At 67.4% G+C, this 1,967-nt stretch carries 2 protein-coding genes; both read right to left on the reverse strand.

The features are described from left to right. Positions 1-1,000: UDP-N-acetylmuramoyl-L-alanine--D-glutamate ligase (gene murD, locus JHC57_RS22265; protein ID WP_294032737.1), on the reverse strand; the 1,000-nt coding region annotated here is incomplete at its 3' end. Continuing rightward, on the reverse strand, positions 997-1,967 hold a 971-nt coding region (mraY, locus tag JHC57_RS22270; RefSeq protein WP_294032738.1), incomplete at its 5' end, for a phospho-N-acetylmuramoyl-pentapeptide-transferase. The genes murD and mraY, both read right to left, overlap by 4 nt.

The following is a 1,967-nucleotide window of genomic DNA, read 5'->3' on the forward strand; positions in this document are numbered from 1 at the left end:
GACGCTGGTCCGGCGCCGGCGGAAATGCCGCCAGCGCCGGTGCAGCGGAAGCCGCGTTGGTGGCCTTGCTGTCGTTGAACCAGCGGACACCATCGGCTTCGCCGACCAATTCCATGCGGTGCGGCAGCGACTTGTAGGTCGCGAGACCGCGTTCGATCTGCTCGTCGTTCAGCCCCAGCACGCGGCATACCGCGATCGCGCAGACGGCGTTCTGGGCATTGTGCGGACCCTGCAGCGCGGGCCAGCGCGCCTGATCGACGGGGTCGACATCCTTGGCCGATACGCGATGGAGGCGATGATTGATACGGCTCGCGATCATCTTCGACGGATCGTCGTCGACCGCGACGATCGCGACCTGATCGCGGTGCTGGAGCGAGAAGAGCCGCGCCTTCGACGCCGTATAGCCGGCGAAGCCGTCGTAGCGGTCGAGGTGATCGGGGCTGAGGTTGGTGAGGAGCGCTATGTCGCAGGCGAGGCTGTGCGAAAGGTCGAGCTGGTAGCTCGACAGCTCGAGCACATACACTCCGCCTTCCGGGAGCGGCTCGCGGCTGAGGATCGGCAGGCCGATATTGCCGCCCATCAGCGTCGGGACGCCCGCGCTTTCGAGCATGTGGGTGACGAGCGCCGTCACGGTCGACTTGCCGTTGGTGCCGGTGATGCCGACGAGCTTGTGCGGCGGGAGCTGGCCCTGCGCCTCGGCGAACAGCTCGACGTCGCCGATGACGGGGACATGCGCCTCGCGCGCGTGCGCGGCGATCGGGTGGCGATTGAGCGGCACGCCGGGCGACACGACGACGCCCGCGAAGCCGATCAGGTCGATCTCGAGCGGATTGCCGATGTCGGCGCCCAATGCCATCGCCTCGTCGCGCGCTTCCTCGCGGTCGTCCCATGCGGTGACGCCCGCACCGCTGGCGACGAGCGCTTCTACGGTCGCGAGGCCCGAGCGCGCCAGTCCCAGCACCGCATAGCGGCGGCCGGCAAAGGCGCGCGAGGTGATCACCGGAGTTTCAGGGTCGCGAGCCCCGCGAGTGCCAGGACGATCGAGACGATCCAGAAGCGGATGACGACGGTCGATTCGGGCCAGCCCAATTGCTCGAAATGATGGTGGATCGGCGCCATGCGGAACACGCGCTTGCCGGTGCGCTTGTACCAGAAGACCTGGATGATCACCGACAGCGCCTCGACCACGAACAGCCCGCCGACGAGGACGAGGACGAGTTCATGCTGCGCGGTGACCGCGATCGTCGCGAGCGCGCCGCCGAGCGCGAGGCTGCCCGTGTCGCCCATGAAGACGGCCGCGGGGGGCGCGTTGAACCACAGGAAGGCGAGGCAGGCGCCGATGATCGCGGCGGCGAAGACCGCGAGCTCGCCCGCGCCGGGGACGTGCGGAATGCCGAGATAGCCCGCGAACTTCACGTTGCCCGAGAGATAGACGATGACGAGGAAGGTCAGGCTGGCGATGATGACGGGGAAGGTCGCGAGCCCGTCGAGCCCGTCGGTCAGGTTCACCGCATTGCCGAAACCGACGATGAGGATCATCGCGAAGACATAATAGAGCGGCCCCAGCGGGATCACGATGCCGCTGAAGAAGGGCAGATACAGGTCGGTGCCGGTGCGCGACACGATCAGCAGCACCGCGACGCCCGCGATCAGGAATTCGATGAGCAGGCGCACGCGCCCCGGAATTCCGCGGTGGCTGGCCTTGGTGACCTTGTCGAGATCGTCGAGGAAGCCGACCGCGGCGAAGCCGCCGGTCACGAAGATGCACGCCCAGACGAAACGGTTGGACAGGTCCATCCACAGGAGCGCGGAGATCATCAGCGAGATGAGGATCATCAGCCCGCCCATGGTGGGCGTGCCCTTTTTCGCGAGGTGGGTCTGCGGGCCGTCGTCGCGGATCGGCTGCCCCTTCCCCTGCCGCATGCGCAGCATCAGGATGAAGCGCGGGCCGATCCACAGCCCGATGA

The organism is Sphingopyxis sp., from assembly GCF_016463645.1.
Classification (GTDB): domain Bacteria; phylum Pseudomonadota; class Alphaproteobacteria; order Sphingomonadales; family Sphingomonadaceae; genus Sphingopyxis.